The 15,793-nt window shown below is 33.0% G+C and carries 15 protein-coding genes; 8 read left to right on the forward strand and 7 right to left on the reverse strand.

All coding sequences use genetic code 11. The annotated features are described in order from the left end of the window. Window positions 1-37: 37 nt before the first annotated feature. Entirely contained in the window at window positions 38-523 is a 486-nt protein-coding gene (locus ACFSQ0_RS03685) for a hypothetical protein (RefSeq protein WP_379044289.1), read from the reverse strand. 127 nt (window positions 524-650) lie between these two features. Here ACFSQ0_RS03685 and ychF point away from each other — a divergent pair, with 127 nt between their 5' ends. The 6 genes from ychF to mscL all read left to right on the forward strand — a co-directional run bounded on the left by ychF (window position 651) and on the right by mscL (window position 9,607). After that, entirely contained in the window at window positions 651-1,745 is a 1,095-nt protein-coding gene (ychF, locus tag ACFSQ0_RS03690; RefSeq protein ID WP_379044292.1) for a redox-regulated ATPase YchF, read from the forward strand. Between the two features lie 141 nt (window positions 1,746-1,886). Continuing rightward, window positions 1,887-4,070 carry a tetratricopeptide repeat-containing hybrid sensor histidine kinase/response regulator gene (locus tag ACFSQ0_RS03695; protein WP_379044295.1) on the forward strand — a complete coding sequence of 728 codons (2,184 nt, stop codon included), beginning with the start codon at window positions 1,887-1,889 and terminating at the stop codon, window positions 4,068-4,070. 87 nt (window positions 4,071-4,157) lie between these two features. Further along, window positions 4,158-6,014 carry a DNA topoisomerase IV subunit B gene (locus ACFSQ0_RS03700; RefSeq protein WP_379044298.1) on the forward strand — a complete coding sequence of 619 codons (1,857 nt, stop codon included), beginning with the start codon at window positions 4,158-4,160 and terminating at the stop codon, window positions 6,012-6,014. A 4-nt stretch (window positions 6,015-6,018) separates the two neighbouring features. Continuing rightward, window positions 6,019-6,498: a hypothetical protein gene (locus ACFSQ0_RS03705; RefSeq protein ID WP_379044301.1), complete on the forward strand. Its 480-nt coding sequence runs from the start codon at window positions 6,019-6,021 to the stop codon at window positions 6,496-6,498. A 1-nt stretch (window position 6,499) separates the two neighbouring features. Continuing rightward, window positions 6,500-9,136 (forward strand): DNA gyrase/topoisomerase IV subunit A, encoded by a 2,637-nt coding sequence (locus ACFSQ0_RS03710; RefSeq protein WP_379044304.1) that lies wholly within the window; start codon window positions 6,500-6,502, stop codon window positions 9,134-9,136. A 3-nt stretch (window positions 9,137-9,139) separates the two neighbouring features. Further along, window positions 9,140-9,607, forward strand: coding sequence for a large conductance mechanosensitive channel protein MscL (gene mscL, locus ACFSQ0_RS03715; RefSeq protein ID WP_379044307.1), 468 nt, complete (start codon window positions 9,140-9,142; stop codon window positions 9,605-9,607). Window positions 9,608-9,642: 35 nt separating this feature from the next. Here mscL and ACFSQ0_RS03720 read toward each other — a convergent pair whose 3' ends face one another. Then, on the reverse strand, window positions 9,643-10,014 hold the full coding sequence (locus ACFSQ0_RS03720) for a DNA topoisomerase IV (RefSeq protein ID WP_379044310.1): 372 nt from the start codon (window positions 10,012-10,014) through the stop codon (window positions 9,643-9,645). Window positions 10,015-10,054: 40 nt separating this feature from the next. After that, complete coding sequence (locus tag ACFSQ0_RS03725) at window positions 10,055-10,474, reverse strand: helix-turn-helix domain-containing protein (RefSeq protein WP_379044313.1); 420 nt, start codon at window positions 10,472-10,474, stop codon at window positions 10,055-10,057. A 297-nt stretch (window positions 10,475-10,771) separates the two neighbouring features. On the opposite strand from ACFSQ0_RS03725, the gene ACFSQ0_RS03730 reads away from it, so the two are divergent. Then, window positions 10,772-11,884, forward strand: coding sequence for a M14 family zinc carboxypeptidase (locus ACFSQ0_RS03730; RefSeq protein WP_379044315.1), 1,113 nt, complete (start codon window positions 10,772-10,774; stop codon window positions 11,882-11,884). A gap of 94 nt (window positions 11,885-11,978) precedes the next feature. Then, window positions 11,979-12,461: an Lrp/AsnC family transcriptional regulator gene (locus ACFSQ0_RS03735; RefSeq protein WP_147862443.1), complete on the forward strand. Its 483-nt coding sequence runs from the start codon at window positions 11,979-11,981 to the stop codon at window positions 12,459-12,461. 69 nt (window positions 12,462-12,530) lie between these two features. Here the strand turns inward: ACFSQ0_RS03735 and ACFSQ0_RS03740 are convergent, their stop codons facing one another. From ACFSQ0_RS03740 to gcvT, 4 genes are all read right to left on the reverse strand, one after another. Beyond that, window positions 12,531-13,253, reverse strand: coding sequence for a YebC/PmpR family DNA-binding transcriptional regulator (locus tag ACFSQ0_RS03740; protein WP_379044318.1), 723 nt, complete (start codon window positions 13,251-13,253; stop codon window positions 12,531-12,533). Window positions 13,254-13,323: 70 nt separating this feature from the next. Continuing rightward, window positions 13,324-13,611, reverse strand: a complete 288-nt coding sequence (locus tag ACFSQ0_RS03745; RefSeq protein ID WP_379044320.1) for a 4a-hydroxytetrahydrobiopterin dehydratase — start codon at window positions 13,609-13,611, stop codon at window positions 13,324-13,326. A 147-nt stretch (window positions 13,612-13,758) separates the two neighbouring features. Continuing rightward, window positions 13,759-14,589 (reverse strand): sugar nucleotide-binding protein, encoded by an 831-nt coding sequence (locus ACFSQ0_RS03750; protein ID WP_379045364.1) that lies wholly within the window; start codon window positions 14,587-14,589, stop codon window positions 13,759-13,761. Between the two features lie 112 nt (window positions 14,590-14,701). Then, complete coding sequence (gene gcvT / locus ACFSQ0_RS03755; RefSeq protein WP_379044323.1) at window positions 14,702-15,784, reverse strand: glycine cleavage system aminomethyltransferase GcvT; 1,083 nt, start codon at window positions 15,782-15,784, stop codon at window positions 14,702-14,704. Window positions 15,785-15,793: the final 9 nt, after the last annotated feature.

The following is a 15,793-nucleotide window of genomic DNA, read 5'->3' on the forward strand; positions in this document are numbered from 1 at the left end:
GTTTATTTCAATTTTCCTTTTCTCTCAATCTTTTTAGTTATCGTTTTAGTTTGTATTTTTTAAGTACAACCGCATCGGTATTATCATCGTAACTACCCACAACAAAATTTCCTGATAAATCAAAATAACCTACGGCGTCGTGTTTAGGGGTATGTAGCAAATAAAGATCTTTATTAGGTAATTTTCTAATAACTCCATAATTTACCATTTTACCATCGGTTTGCTTTTTTATAACATAGCCTTTGTCATCTGGTTCTATACTAAAGTTGACATTGTTCTCAATAAATAAAGTAGAAGATTGTATCACTTTATCACCTCGCATAAGCATCTGGTTGGTTGCACCAGTTTCAGAGAGTTTTAGGTCTTGATTTTCACTTACTTTTTGTTTTTTAATAGCTACTTCTTCTCCTTTATTAGTTTTAACTTTTGTTTTAGTGGTGACCGTTTTTTCTAATCGGTCTTTTTGGGCCATAACTCCCAAAGAAAAACTAAAACATAAAGCTGTAATTAAAATCTTTTTCATAGCATTTTTATTTTGTTTATTCAAAAATACAACTTAGAAATGTTAATAATTAATAAGTAAAGCCTAAGGTTATTTTAAAGCTTATATTTAAATCATTTAATATATTTGCAACTCAAAATTTTAAAAGATGAAAGCAGGTATAGTAGGTTTACCCAATGTAGGTAAGTCGACATTGTTTAATTGTTTATCCAATGCAAAGGCACAGAGTGCTAATTTTCCTTTTTGTACTATCGAGCCAAATATAGGAGTAGTTAATGTACCAGACCACCGTTTAGAGAAATTAGAATCATTGGTTAATCCAGAACGTGTTTTACCGGCTACCGTAGAGATAGTAGACATTGCGGGATTGGTTAAGGGAGCTAGTAAAGGTGAAGGACTAGGGAATCAATTTTTAGGAAATATAAGAGAAACCGATGCTATTTTACACGTGCTTCGCTGCTTTGATGACGATAATGTAGTGCACGTAGACGGTAATGTTAATCCTATTAGAGATAAAGAAACCATTGATATTGAGCTGCAACTAAAAGATTTAGAAACCGTCGAAAAAAAATTAGAAAAGGTTAAGCGTGCGGCAAAGACGGGTAATAAAGAAGCTATTAAAGAACAAGATACTTTATTACTACTTAAAGCTGGCTTAGAGGCTGGCAAATCGGTAAGGGGAATTGTTGTAAATGAGGATGATCGCAATGATTATGTTACACCGCTACAGTTGATAACTGACAAACCTGTTTTATATGTGTGTAACGTCGATGAAGCTTCGGCTGTATCGGGTAATAAGTACGTCGATCAAGTAAAGGAGACTGTGAAAGACGAAAATGCCGAAGTTTTAATTTTGGCGGTAGGTATTGAAGCAGATATTACCGAGTTGGATGATTATGAAGAAAGGCAAATGTTTTTAAGTGATATTGGCCTAGATGAAGCGGGTTCTGCCAAATTAATTCGAGCAGCCTATAAACTGTTAAATCAACAAACTTATTTTACTGCTGGGGTGAAGGAGGTAAGAGCTTGGACTATTCCGGTTGGAGCTACCGCACCGCAAGCTGCAGGAGTAATACATACAGATTTTGAAAAGGGATTTATTAGAGCAGAAGTTATTGCTTATGATGATTATGTTACTTATGGTAGTGAAGCCAAAATTAAAGAAGCCGGTAAATTAAAAGTAGAAGGTAAAGAGTATATTGTACAAGATGGGGATGTGATGCACTTTAGGTTTAATGTTTAAGCGCAAATAAAATCTGTAAAAAGCTCAATTTTATTCAAAATTGAGCTTTTTTTTATATAAATTTTAAATTGAAATGCGAAGAAAGGTTTAAAACTACTATATTTACCAGGCTAAAATAAGCTTTCTGATTAATTTTTTTTGATGTATAAAAAAGTAGCATTTACTCTTCTTAGTCTTTTTTGGATTTGTACAGCAATAGCCCAAAATGAAATTGATAATACCGCTTTACGGAACCAATTAGAGCTTTGTTATGAGCACCTTGAGGAAAACCGTTACTTAGATGGTGTTAAGCAAGCTAATTTACTCTTAGAGCGAGCGCGCAAACAAAAATCTGATGAATACATCGCAGAAACTTATTACTTTCTTGGACTAATCGATGAAACTTCGCGCGACTATCAAGGAGCCGAAACAAAATACCTAAAAGCACTTGATATAACTACCCAAAATAAGGACACACTTTTTATCATTGACCTCTACAACGGTTTGGGTTCTATCGCTGCGTTAAAAGATGGTAACTACCAAAAAGCTGAAAACTATTATACCAAAGCTTTAAGTTTTGCAGAAGAAATTGATTCACCTTTTATAACCACTTTAACCATTAATCTTTGTTGGAATTTTCTAGATCAACAAAAAACAAATCAGGTGAAACCATATCTCTCTAAACTAAATAATTTTTTAAAATCGCCTCCTAAAGATGGTGACGAAGTTTTAACTCAGGCCACCAGCGGCTATATATTAGGTCGATATTATTTAGAAACAAGTGATTTTAAGCAAGCCGAAATTTATTTTGATAAAAGTATTGGCTATGCAAAGAAAATTAAAAATTTAGAGCATTTAAGAGATATATATTGGCAAACCACCAAATTATACGAAGTTCAAAAAAACTATGAAAAAGCTCACGAACAGCTTAAAAAATATATTGCCTACAATAATTTATTTTTAGATAATAAAGCCATTCAAAGTTTACGAGCCGAAAAAGTAAAACTTCAAATAGGAGAATACGAGCGTGCCTTAAACAATTCAGAAAGAGAACATTTGCTGGTTAGTTCTTTGGCTGATAGTAGGAGAAAATTAATTGTGATTTATGCCATTGCGTTTAGTGTGTTATTGATCTTTTCAGTAATTATTTACAGGCAAAATTCAGCTAAAAAGAAACTAATTTCTGGTTTAGCTAAAAATAATCGGGCCTTAAAAGAAGCTCGCGAGGCAGCCTTACAAGCCGCAAAAATAAAGACCCAGTTTATAAATAGCATAAGTCACGAAATAAGAACTCCTTTACACGGGGTAATAGGGATTACCTCATTGCTCTTGGAAGATGAAAATACCTCTAACAGTAATAAAAAGCTATTAAAATCTTTAAAATTTTCGGGTAACTACTTATTGGGTCTTATAAGTAATGTTTTGCTTATTAGTAAAATAGACAATAATAAAATTGTTGTTCGGCCAAGAGAAACCAAAATAAAGGGATTTTTAGAAAATGTAATTCAGTCGGTATCTTTTATAGGAGATAAAAAAGGCGTTGATGTAAAATGGAAATTAGAAAAAGGGGTTCCCAGTTTAATGAAATTAGATCAAGTTGTTCTATTTGAAATTTTAGTCAATCTTATAGAAAATGCAATTAAATTTAGTCAGCAAAAGCAAGAAGTTAGGCTTGAAGTTTCTCTGCAAGAAAAGACAAGTGATAAGGCCAAATTACGTTTTAAAGTTATTGATCAAGGCCCAGGTATTCCAAAAGAAAAGCATCGAGAGATTTTTACAGAATTTACACAAGTATCTGCAGAGAAGAAAAACTTAGAGGGGATAGGCTTAGGTTTGTCTATTGTTAAAAATTTAGTAGAATTATTAGGCTCAAATATTAATATTGATAGTGAACTAGGTAAGGGTACAACCTTTTACTTCGATTTAGTAGCCCCTATCATTGTACAACCCGAATTGAATGAAAATAAAGCGCAAAATGCCTCGAACATAGCTCATAAACGAATCTTGTTGATAGAAGATAACGAGATCAATAAAATGGTGGTCACTAAATTCCTATCAAACCAAGAGGTTAAATTAGATATAGCATCAGAAGGTAATCAAGGTCTAGCTCTTTACAAAGAAAATGAGTATGATATACTTTTGGTAGATATTAACATTCCAGGAATGAACGGCTTTGATATAACTAGAGAAATAAGAAAAACCAATCGAGAAGTACCAATCATAGCGGTTACAGCATCTGAATTAAAAGAGATTCAATGTTTAGCCGATACGGTGGGAATTACCGACATTTTAATCAAACCATTTAATAAAGAAACCCTAATCGACATGCTACAGAAGTATCTGTAAAAAACTTCGATTTTATGGTTTTAAAACTTCTAAAAACGGTTTCATTTTTATGTAAACCTTACTATATTAGCATCAAGCAAGTAAACTATGGAGGAAACAAAGTATACCGAAGATAACATTAGATCTTTAGACTGGAAAGAACACATTCGTATGCGTCCTGGTATGTATATCGGTAAGCTTGGTGATGGCTCAAGTGCCGATGATGGAATTTATATTCTTCTAAAAGAAGTTTTAGACAATTCTATAGATGAATATGTAATGGGCGCGGGTAAAACCATAGAAATTTCTATACAAGGAACACGGGTGATTGTAAGAGATTATGGTAGAGGAATACCGTTGGGCAAGGTGGTTGATGTAGTGTCTAAAATGAATACAGGAGGTAAGTACGATACCAAAGCTTTTAAAAAATCTGTTGGTCTTAATGGTGTTGGTACCAAAGCCGTAAATGCGCTCTCCAGTTATTTTAGAGTAGAATCTACACGTGAAGGTAAATCGGCTTCTGCCGAATTTGAGAAAGGAGAATTACTTGAACAAGAATTTTTAGAAGAGACCTCAAGAAGAAAAGGTACAAAAGTTAGTTTTATACCAGATGAGCAAATCTTTAAAAATTATAAATATCGACATGAATATGTGTCGAAAATGCTTAAAAACTATGTATACTTAAATCCGGGTTTAACCATTGTTTTTAATGGCGAAAAATATTTTTCGGAAAATGGGTTAAAGGACCTATTAGCAGAAAATATAAATGAAGAAAATCGTTTGTTTCCTATCGCACACCTCAAAGGCAACGATATTGAGGTAGCGATTACTTACAACAAGACGCAGTATAGCGAAGAGTATCATTCTTTTGTTAACGGACAACATACCACACAGGGAGGTACACATTTAGCGGCTTTTAGAGAAGCTATAGTCAAAACTATTCGTGAGTTTTATAATAAAAATTTTGACGCCAGTGATATTAGAAAAAGTATCGTCTCTGCAGTAAGCATTAAGGTGATGGAGCCTGTTTTTGAAAGTCAAACCAAAACCAAATTAGGTAGCACAGAAATGGGAGGTGACCTGCCAACGGTGAGAACCTATATTGTAGATTTTGTAAAACGAAAATTTGATAATTATCTACATAAAAATCCGGAAACAGCAGAGAAACTGCATAAAAAGATTCTACAGGCCGAAAAAGAACGAAAAGATCTATCGGGTATTCGTAAATTAGCGCGTGAAAGAGCAAAAAAAGCCAGTTTACATAATAAAAAATTGCGTGACTGTAGAATACATCTGGGCGATGTAAAAAAAGAACGTAACCTAGAAACAACTTTGTTTATTACCGAGGGAGACTCAGCAAGTGGTAGTATTACCAAGTCTAGAGATGTAAATACACAAGCCGTTTTTAGTCTAAAAGGTAAACCTTTAAACAGTTACGGTTTAACTAAAAAAATTGTTTACGAAAATGAGGAATTTAATCTGCTTCAAGCCGCTTTGAACATAGAAGATTCTATGGAAGATTTGCGTTACAATAATATTGTAATTGCTACAGATGCCGATGTAGACGGTATGCATATTAGATTACTGTTGATTACTTTCTTTTTACAATTTTTCCCAGAATTAATAAAAGAAGGTCATTTGTATATTCTACAAACTCCTTTGTTTAGAGTGCGCAATAAAAAAGAAACAATTTACTGCTATTCTGAAGAAGAGAAACAAGCTGCTATTGCTAAATTAAAAGGGAATCCAGAAATAACTAGATTTAAAGGTTTAGGTGAAATTTCTCCCGATGAATTTAAAAATTTTATAGGTGAAGATATCCGATTAGATCCGATTATGCTTGATAAAGATATGGGTATTGAAGAAATGTTAAGTTTTTATATGGGGAAAAACACTGCAGATAGACAAAACTTCATAATTGAAAATTTAAAAGTAGAGCTAGATCCTATTGAAGAAACAGCTTAAAAATATGCGCTTTAATAACCTTAAGTTAACGCAATATGTGCCGGTAATTTATTTTTTGATGCTGGTGTCATACTTGGCCATTTGCATACTCTATTTTAGTTTGAATAATTTTTCCTTTACGGATTGGTTCACCAGTATAAATTTAATTTTTCTGTTGGTTTTTCTGTACTGCTTTTTTAATTTAAAATATTTTGAATATGATGGATTAGGAGCAACCTTGAGCTTCACCAATAGAGGTGGGTTTTTGTCGGAGTATTGGAATTATAAAAACAAGAAAGCTGAATTCCCTAAACAGAAACTAGATGATTTTAAAATCAAGAACTATTTTTTTATTAAAATATTAGAATTACAAATTTGTTCAAAATCCACTAAACGCAGGCGAGCAATTCAATTTAATATTAGTTTTTTAAGTAAAAAGAAAATTGGATACTTGCAGAATGAGCTGCATAGAATTTTAGAGAACAAAACATTTGAAGCCAATTAATATGAGCGAAAAAGAGTCAGCAGAAAATAATTTTGAGACCAATAAGAATCAAGAAATAACCCGGGTTACGGGTATGTATAAAGACTGGTTTCTTGATTACGCCTCTTACGTAATTCTAGAAAGAGCAGTACCAGCGCTTGAAGATGGATTCAAACCTGTTCATAGGCGTATTATGCAATCTATGAAAGACTTAGATGATGGCAGGTACAATAAAGTGGCTAATATTGTGGGGCACACAATGCAATACCACCCTCACGGCGACGCTAGTATCGCAGATGCTTTAGTTCAAATAGGGCAAAAAGATTTGCTCATTGATACACAAGGTAACTGGGGTAACATTTTAACCGGCGATCGGGCGGCAGCACCAAGATATATTGAAGCCAGACTCTCAAAATTTGCTCTAGAGGTAATTTATAACCCAAAAATTACCAACTGGCAAGCCTCTTATGACGGTAGAAGAAAAGAACCTATTGCTTTGCCAGTAATGTTTCCTTTGCTGTTGGCTCAAGGAGCAGAAGGAATTGCAGTTGGTTTAAGTACCAGAATATTGCCTCATAATTTTAATGAGTTGATAGATGCTAGCATTCAACACCTTAGAGGTAAACGCTTTAAATTATACCCTGATTTTCCTACGGCGGGAATTATGGATGTTAGCAATTATAACGATGGTTTAAGAGGGGGTAAAGTGCGTATACGCGCTAAAATAAATCAATTAGACAAGCATACTTTAGTAATAAATGAGATTCCTTATGGAACCACAACTGGCACGTTAATAGAATCTATCATTAAAGCCAATGAGAAAGGCAAAATTAAAGTAAAGCATATTGAAGACAATACTGCCGAGCAGGTTGAAATTTTAATTCACTTGCCTAACAGTATCTCTCCAGATAAAACCATCGATGCGCTTTACGCTTTTACAAATTGCGAAATTTCAATATCACCTTTATCTTGTATTATCATTGATCATAAACCTCATTTTTTAGGTGTTTCTGAAATTCTAAAGTTAAGTACTAACCATACACTTGAGTTACTTAAAAAAGATTTAGAAATAAAACTTGATGAGCACGAAGAACAATGGCATTTTGCTTCGCTTGAGCGGATTTTTATCGAGAAAAGAATTTATCGCGATATAGAAAATCAAGACACCTGGGAAGGGGTTCTTCAAGCTATAGATGATGGTTTAAAGCCACATATACAACATTTAAAAAGAGCGGTGACTCGCGAAGATTTAATACGATTAACCGAAATTAAAATTAAACGTATATCTAAGTTTGACCTTGATAAAGCTCAACAAAAGATAGAAGCGCTAGAAGATGAAATAACCAAAATAAAACATAATTTAGCAAACCTTATCGATTATGCTGTTGATTATTTTAACCGCTTAAAAAAGAACTTTGGAAAAGACAAAGAGCGTAAAACAGAACTGCGCCTTTTTGAAGATATTGAAGCTACAAAAGTAGTTATCAGAAACACAAAACTTTACGTAAATAGAAAAGAAGGATTTATAGGCACCTCTCTAAAAAAAGATGAGTATGTAGGTGATTGCAGTGATATAGATGATATAATTTGCTTCACACAAGATGGCATTATGAAGGTTACAAGGGTAGATAGCAAAATCTTCATCGGTAAAAATATTATTCACGTTGCCGTTTTTAAGAAAAAAGATAAAAGAACAATTTACAATTTAATTTATCGTAACGGCACAGGTGGCAACGCTTATGTAAAAAGATTTGCGGTTACTTCTATAACGAGAGATAAAGAGTATAGTGTTGGTAAGGGTAAACCTGGAACAAAAATTCTTTACTTTTCAGCTAATCCTAATGGGGAGGCCGAAAAGGTAGCCATTTATCTTCGCCAAATAGGAGCACTTAAAAAATTACGATTCGAATTAGATTTTGCCGACCAATTAATTAAAGGAAGAACCGCAAAAGGCAATTTAGTAAGTAAACACCCAATTAAAAAAGTGGAGCTTAAAGAAGAGGGCGTATCTACTTTAAAACCACGAAAAATTTGGTTTGATGAAACTATTAAACGATTAAATGTTGAAGAAAGAGGAGAGTTGTTAGGAGAGTTTAAAGGTGAAGATCGTATTCTATTAGTTACTCAAAAAGGAGTCGCGTCTACCATTAAACCCGAGTTGATTACGCGGTTTGATGATAATTATGTGGTTCTTGAAAAATGGAATCCAGAAATTCCATTGACTGCAGTTTATTGGGAAGGAGAAAAAGAAAGGTACTATGTTAAGCGATTTTTTATTGAGAATGAAGAGAAAGAAGAATTAATAATTACAGACCATCCCAAATCACAATTAGAGTTAATATCTACCGATCTAATTCCTGTATTGGAAATTAAATATAGGAAACAAAGGGGTAAAGAACAGAGACCCAATGATACCGTAAACCTAGAAGAATTCATTGCGGTTAAAGGTATAAAAGCCCAAGGAAACCAGTTAACCACTGAAAAAGTTACTCAATTGCAGTTGTTAGAGCCTATTCCACCGACGTCTGAAGTAGAGGCTTCTCAAGAAGATAATGGCCGAGATGATAAGTTAGAAATTGGTACATTAGAGAAACAAACCAAAGCACCAGAAGAGAAACAAGCCAGTTTGTTTGATGAGGAAAAAAATAATAAAGAATAGAACATGCTCTTTAAAGGGAAAAATATTTTAGAGGAGTTTAAAGAGTTTGCCATAAAAGGCAATATGATTGATATCGCTGTTGGTGTGATAATAGGAAGCGCTTTTAATCAAGTAATTGATGTATTGGTGAAAAAGGTTATTATGCCTCCTTTATCTCTACTTACTGATGGTATAAATTTTATAGATAAAAAAATAATATTGCGCCACGCTCTAAAAGAGGGAGGCAAAATAATTAAAGAAGAAGTTTATATCGGGTATGGTGAATTGCTCACGGTTCTACTTAATTTCTTAATAATTTCATTTACGGTATTTATAGTCATCAGAGTTTTTAATCAACTGCGTAAAAATGCAGAGGACACTAAAAACAAGCATGTATCAACACCCAAAAATATAGAATTATTAAGTGACCTAAAATTACTTATGCAAGAACAGAATGCTTTATTAAAAGAGAAAAATAAAGCCAATTCTTAATGCTTTTTAGAATAATAAAGGATTAAATACCTACTTTAATCTACTTTTATAACGGTTCCTTTTTGTTTCTTGGTTTCTCCCACAATTGAATATTCAAAGGTATAGGTATTACCTTTGGTAGTTAGTATCTTCATATGCAATGGTTTTTCTTCTGCCATATTTTTCGGATTCAAATTTTTAAGTATGTACTCGCACTCATTGATCCATCTTATGCTACTACTATCCACTTCATTCTTAAAATAATCAATCTCAATACTGTCATTGCGCACAAATCTGGTTTTAACCAATTCACCATTAAGATAGGTTTCAAACTCAAAACTACCTGTCTTAAAATCGGTGCAATTACGGCTAGGGCTATAGCAAGAAACCAAAGCTAAAAACATCAGCAAAAGAAATGTATTTTTCATTGAATTTTTTTAACCGCTAATTTAAGTAATATAACTGCAATTAATCAGTAAAACTTTCGAAAGTTCCATCTTTATAAAAGATAACTATTCGACTGATGGATTTGTTTTTTGGGTAGCTTCCAGTGGTATTCTTTTCTGCCTCCTTAGTTACTTGCAAATTTTCCTTTGTTTGAAATAAATCAGGAATACTTGTTTTCTCTAAAGTTGGAGGGGTAGGAGTTTCTAAATTTTTAGAACTTGGAAATTTTCCTTTTCCATTTAAAAGCCAATATAGATTTACTTCGGGAAACCGCTCAATTACTTTTAACACAAATTCTAAGCTAGGTTTATTACGACCAGAAAGAATATGAGAGATAGAAGAACGTCCAACTTGAATTTCTTCAGCAAAAGCAGCAGCCGTTAAATCATAGTAGGCTAAAATTTTATCAAGTCGTTTTGTAAATGCTTTCGTGTTCACCATTGTAAACAATATAAACTAAATTGATTGTTTACAAATGTAATAAATAATAATAACAGTATCAAAAACTTTATTCCTAGTCACTAATTACATTAAACAAAAACTTTAATTGAAACAATATAAAATACTCAAAACAAGTTTATTGTAAATTATTTTTAATTACATAGGATACTTTCCAAACAACCCGTTTACCCGTAGCGGGGTAGATTTACAATTGTAACAATTTCAATTTTTCTTTTTGTTTACATATGTAAATTAAAGAATGTTTACTTTTGTAAACAATAAAAAAGAAACCTCAAAATGAGCTTAGAACATTATAATCAAATTAAAGGACGTTATTTATCTTATAGCAATATATGTGGATACCTTCAAAGCTTACCTTCTGAATTTAATGTATCGGTTATAGGACATTCTGAAAAAAATGAAAAAATCTTTAAGGTTGCTTTTGGAAATGGTCCAACTAAAATACTAATGTGGTCACAGATGCACGGTAATGAAAGTACTACTACTAAAGCTGTTTTTGACCTTATTGAGAAAATTAGAAAAGAAGCGACTACTATATTTTTTGAGAATTTATGTATTCATATTATTCCCGTTTTAAATCCAGACGGATTGAAGGCTTATACCAGAGTAAATGCAAATCAGGTAGATCTTAATAGAGATGCGCAGCAACTTTCGCAAGTAGAGAGTCAAATCCTTAAGGATACCTACACCAGTATTTCTCCTAACTTTTGTTTCAATTTACATGATCAAAGAACAATCTTTGGTACAGAAGGCTTTAATAAACCCGCTACCTTATCTTTTCTTGCACCTGCATTTAATGAGGCTAGAGAGGTGAATTCCCAGCGTTTAAAGGCTATGCAAATTATAGCAGGCATATATAAAGAATTAAGTGAAGATTTACCTGGCGGAATTGGCCGCTACGATGATACTTTTAATCTAGATTGTATTGGTGATACATTAATGTACAAAGGTATTCCTACGGTATTATTCGAAGCAGGTCACTTTCCTAATGATTATGCCCGCGAGCTAACACGCGGTTTTGTTTTTAGCGCTTTATGGAAAGGCTTAAGCTTAATTAATGACAATTCTTTCAAGAATTTTACAGAAAAAAACTATTTTGCTATACCTAAAAATGAGAAACAATTTTTTGATTTGGTTATTGAAAACTTAGAATTGCAATCAGAAAGCTATAAAATAGGTATACAATATGAAGAACGTTTAATGGATAGAGAGATACATTTTATACCAATTATAGCAGAAATTGGACTAAAGTTAAGCAGGAAAGGACTTAAAGTGATTTGCGCTAAGCAGCTTAAATTAAGTGTTTTGGATGAAAAGTTACTCAAGGTAGGTGAGGAATTGAAATACCTAAATGGAACAAGTGGCTTATTCTCACTCAATTTAACATAAACTTAATTTTTCTTTATGATTTATCAAAAATAAAGTATTATTTTTGCATATTCTTTAATGAAAGAAATTTAAGATATTACGTAAAAGAAAAATTATGGCAAAGTTTAAGTTAGACGATATCGATCATCAAATATTAGATATTTTGATCGATAATTCTAGAACTGCATTTACAGATATAGCAAAACGTTTAGATATATCTGCTGGTACGGTTCATGTACGAGTTAAAAAGATGGAAGAAGCAGGTATAATTACGGGTTCGTCATTATCGCTAGACTATAAAAAATTAGGTTATTCTTTTATTGCTTATGTGGGTGTGTTTTTACAAAAAACATCGCAAACTAAGTTTGTTTTAGAGCGTATAAACGAAATACCATTTGTTACCGTGGCACACGTTACAACAGGAAAGTTTAATATCTTCTGTAAAATTAGGGCTAAAAATACTGAGCACGCAAAGAAGATCATTTTTATGATAGATGATATCGAGGGGGTTTACCGTACAGAAACAATGATCTCTATGGAGGAAAGCTTAAACGATAAGAAGCGTTTAATGCATTCTATATTTAAAGAGTTACAATAGAGTAGTAAACTAAACTGATGTAGATAAAAAAAGGAGTCAATTTTTGACTCCTTTTTTTATAATAACCAATTAATCTTCGGTATTTTCTTCCATTGTATGATATACGTTTTGTACATCATCATCTTCTTCTATTTTTTCTATTAATTTCTCTACATCCGCTTGTTCTTCTGGACTAAGACTTTTAGTAGTAGTGGGAATCCGTTCAAAACCAGAAGACAAAATTTCAATACCGCGATCCTCTAATTCTTTTTGAATGGCACCAAAACTTTCGAACGGAGCATAGATTAATATTCCATCCTCATCTTCAAAAACCTCTTCTGCACCAAAATCAATGAATTCAAGTTCTAATTCTTCGGTATCTAACCCTTCTCCTTTAATTCTAAAGTTGCAAGTATGATCAAACATGAATTCTACAGAGCCAGAAGTTCCTAAATTGCCGTTGCATTTGTTAAAATAGGAGCGAATGTTAGCCACTGTTCTTGTGTTATTGTCGGTTGCCGTTTCAACCAGAATAGCAATTCCGTGTGGAGCATAGCCCTCAAACAAAACTTCTTTGTAATCGCCTTGATTTTTATCGCTAGCCCTTTTAATTGCTCGTTCAATATTGTCTTTAGGCATGTTTACAGATTTTGCATTCTGTATAACAGCGCGCAAGCGGGCATTTGAATCGGGATCGGGTCCGCCTTCTTTCACGGCCATAACAATATCTTTACCTATACGTGTAAAGGCTTTAGACATTGCCGCCCATCTTTTCATTTTACGTGCTTTACGAAATTCAAATGCTCTTCCCATAATTTGTATTCATTTTTCTTGACGACAAATTTAAAAAAATCTAAAAATTCTAGGTAAATTTTATTTAAAATTACTCGGTGTCTATTATAGCTTCTATTATTTGTGCTAATTGTATATCTTTTTCCGTTACTCCGCCAGCGTCGTGGGTAGAAAGTGTAATACTCAATTCGTTATAGACATTGCTCCAATCAGGATGATGATTTAAAGCTTCGGCTTCAAAAGCAATTCGAGTCATTATAGAAAATGTTTCCTTGAAATTTTCAAATTCAAACTTGGTTTGTATCGCATTTTCTTGATGTTGCCAACCTTCTAAATCTTTTAATTTATCTTTTATTTCTTGCTCGTTCAATTTTCTCATCGCTTCAGGTTTTTTATTTGCCTTAAAATTAAGAAAGGCTGAGCATTATAAATAGGTAAATTGATTTTAATTTGTGTAAAAATAGTTTTACACAGGTTTTATTTTTTTCGCTTAATACAGAAATAATTAGCGTAGGTTAAATTTGTACTAAAACTTTATACTATTAGTAGAATCTGTTATAACCTTATCTAGTTCATATCGAAGATGTTGCGGTAATTTGTTTTTAGTTAATAAGGCTAAATACCTATCTTGATTTGAATTGTAGACTCTTCTTAGTAACGGATTGTCTAAGTCTAATTTTTCGCATAATTCTAAAATTAAATCTTCGTGGTGAACTAAATTTTTACTGCCCAAGTGGTAAACTCCGCCATAATGCTGGTTGATCATAAAATGGATTTGCAAACTAAGCCTATTCACGCTGGCCGCATTTATTATAACCTTTGGGAAAACTTCAATGGCTTCCTTGTTTTTATAATTATTCCGTATTTCTTGAATTCTAGGCGAATTTAATCCGTAAAGCATAGGTACTCTGGCAATTATATACTTATAGGTAGGCAGTCTTAAAAGGGCATTTTCTATTTGTATTTGAAACTTACCGTATATGCTGGTAGAAAAAGTTTTATCGTATTCGTAATTAGGATAATTTGTAAATGCATCAAATACATTTGCGGTAGAAAACTGAATGAATTTTGCCTCGTTTTTACGGAGATAAAACAACAAAGATTGATAGTTTTCGTGCAAAGCCTTAAAATCACCTTTTAAACAATGTATTATTATTTTAGGTTGAATTTGCTTGAGCAAATCTTCTAGGTCATCATAATGAAAATTCCAATGTATGTATTGCTGATTTTCATTATAGATTCGTAGAGGCGTCCGATAAGTACCGTAAACGTTAAAATAGGGGGATAGTTCTTTGTAAAGCGTTCTACCAATAAAGCCGCTAGCTCCTAAAATTAATATGTTCTTATTGTTTTTAATACTAAAAAGTCTATTTAATGTAAAAGCTGTTCATCTCTGCTTTGCGTAATCTTTGAAGACTCAAAGGCATAAACAAAAAATAAACAGCTTTGATTGTAATATGAAATACCTACTATTTTTTGTAAAAAGGAGGTTTGGTTATTTCAGCAGCCACACTTTTCTTTCTTATTTGAATTTTTATGGGTGTGCCTTCTTTGGCGTGTTCAAGTTTTACATATCCCATCCCTATTGCTTTACCTGTTGAAGGAGACATGGTACCACTAGTTACCACTCCAATTTCTTCACCTTGCTCATCAATTATGCTGTAACCTTTGCGCGGTATACCTTTTTCAGATAATACAAAACCAATTAATTTACGGCTTGGTTTTTCTTCTTTTTGCTTTTTAAGCACTTCATCTCCTTTAAACGATTTATTGAATTTTGTAATCCAACCTAAGCCAGCTTCTATAGGGGTTGTTTCTTCATCTATATCATTGCCGTATAAACAGAAGCCCATTTCTAATCTTAAAGTGTCTCGGGCAGCCAGACCTATTGGTTGAATGCCAAAATTTTTTCCTGCCTCTAAAACACGTTTCCATATTTCGGGAGCCTCTTCGTTTTTAAAATAAATTTCAAACCCGCCGCTTCCGGTGTATCCAGTTGCCGAAATAATAACATTTTCTGCGCCGGCAAATTCACCTACTTCAAAATTATAAAATTTTATAGCGTTTAAATCAATAGGGGTAAGTGCTTGCATAGCTTCGATAGACTTAGGTCCCTGAATAGCCAATAAAGAATACTCATCAGAGATATCTTTAATATCTGCATCTACGGTGTTGTTCTCTGCTATCCAGCTCCAGTCTTTTTCGATATTAGAAGCGTTTACTACCAATAGATATTTTTCACTATTAAACCTATAAATAATCAAATCATCTATGATACCGCCCTCGTGGTTGGTCAGGCAAGAGTACTGAGCTTTACCATCTACTAGCTTAGAAGCATCATTGGTGGTAAGATTTTGTATTAAGGCTAAAGCGTTTGGTCCACTAATTAAAAATTCCCCCATATGGGATACATCAAAAACACCTAAGTTTTCGCGTACGTTTTGATGTTCTTCATTAACTCCAGCATAAGATACAGGCATCTCAAAACCAGCATAAGGAACCATTTTTGCTCCCAAACCTTTATGTATTGAATTTAAAGCTGTTTTTTTCATTGGTTTAAA

Origin of the sequence: Mesonia sediminis, from assembly GCF_042684705.1 — a bacterium.
GTDB classification, from domain to species: domain Bacteria; phylum Bacteroidota; class Bacteroidia; order Flavobacteriales; family Flavobacteriaceae; genus Mesonia; species Mesonia sediminis.

Bases quoted from the DNA above. Each gene is read 5' to 3' on its own strand.
- ACFSQ0_RS03695 (WP_379044295.1), top strand. From the start codon at position 1,887: ATGTATAAAAAAGTAGCATTTACTCTTCTTAGTCTTTTTTGGATTTGT.
- ACFSQ0_RS03735 (WP_147862443.1), top strand. From the start codon at position 11,979: ATGGCAAAGTTTAAGTTAGACGATATCGATCATCAAATATTAGATATT.
- ACFSQ0_RS03710 (WP_379044304.1), top strand. From the start codon at position 6,500: ATGAGCGAAAAAGAGTCAGCAGAAAATAATTTTGAGACCAATAAGAAT.
- ACFSQ0_RS03725 (WP_379044313.1), bottom strand. From the start codon at position 10,474: ATGGTGAACACGAAAGCATTTACAAAACGACTTGATAAAATTTTAGCC.
- gcvT (WP_379044323.1), bottom strand. From the start codon at position 15,784: ATGAAAAAAACAGCTTTAAATTCAATACATAAAGGTTTGGGAGCAAAA.
- ACFSQ0_RS03700 (WP_379044298.1), top strand. From the start codon at position 4,158: ATGGAGGAAACAAAGTATACCGAAGATAACATTAGATCTTTAGACTGG.
- ychF (WP_379044292.1), top strand. From the start codon at position 651: ATGAAAGCAGGTATAGTAGGTTTACCCAATGTAGGTAAGTCGACATTG.
- ACFSQ0_RS03720 (WP_379044310.1), bottom strand. From the start codon at position 10,014: ATGAAAAATACATTTCTTTTGCTGATGTTTTTAGCTTTGGTTTCTTGC.
- ACFSQ0_RS03685 (WP_379044289.1), bottom strand. From the start codon at position 523: ATGAAAAAGATTTTAATTACAGCTTTATGTTTTAGTTTTTCTTTGGGA.
- ACFSQ0_RS03730 (WP_379044315.1), top strand. From the start codon at position 10,772: ATGAGCTTAGAACATTATAATCAAATTAAAGGACGTTATTTATCTTAT.
- ACFSQ0_RS03740 (WP_379044318.1), bottom strand. From the start codon at position 13,253: ATGGGAAGAGCATTTGAATTTCGTAAAGCACGTAAAATGAAAAGATGG.
- mscL (WP_379044307.1), top strand. From the start codon at position 9,140: ATGCTCTTTAAAGGGAAAAATATTTTAGAGGAGTTTAAAGAGTTTGCC.
- ACFSQ0_RS03745 (WP_379044320.1), bottom strand. From the start codon at position 13,611: ATGAGAAAATTGAACGAGCAAGAAATAAAAGATAAATTAAAAGATTTA.
- ACFSQ0_RS03705 (WP_379044301.1), top strand. From the start codon at position 6,019: ATGCGCTTTAATAACCTTAAGTTAACGCAATATGTGCCGGTAATTTAT.